The following is a 255-nucleotide window of genomic DNA, read 5'->3' on the forward strand; positions in this document are numbered from 1 at the left end:
CACTTGCATCTGAGCTACCACTTGCTGCTGAGATCGTTGATGTTGTGCTATCATCTGTTAATACAACTGTCTTACCAGAAACTGGATTGCTATTCGCATCTTTTAGTGTAACTGTTACTGTTGAGGTTGTTGTGCCATCTGCTGTTACATTGATGGATGGTGCTGAAGTAACTGTTGAGGTAGTTGCACTAACTGCTCCTGCCACAAAGGCTACTCTAGCTGTATCGGTAATGCTCACATTATCTCCTGTTGCCG

1 protein-coding gene is annotated in these 255 nt (G+C 43.9%); it reads right to left on the reverse strand.

What is annotated here, in order from left to right:
* On the reverse strand, nt 1-255 hold a 255-nt coding region (locus V7S79_RS12245; protein ID WP_459490882.1), incomplete at both ends, for an invasin domain 3-containing protein.

Source organism: Aquirufa sp. ROCK-SH2 (assembly GCF_054558315.1).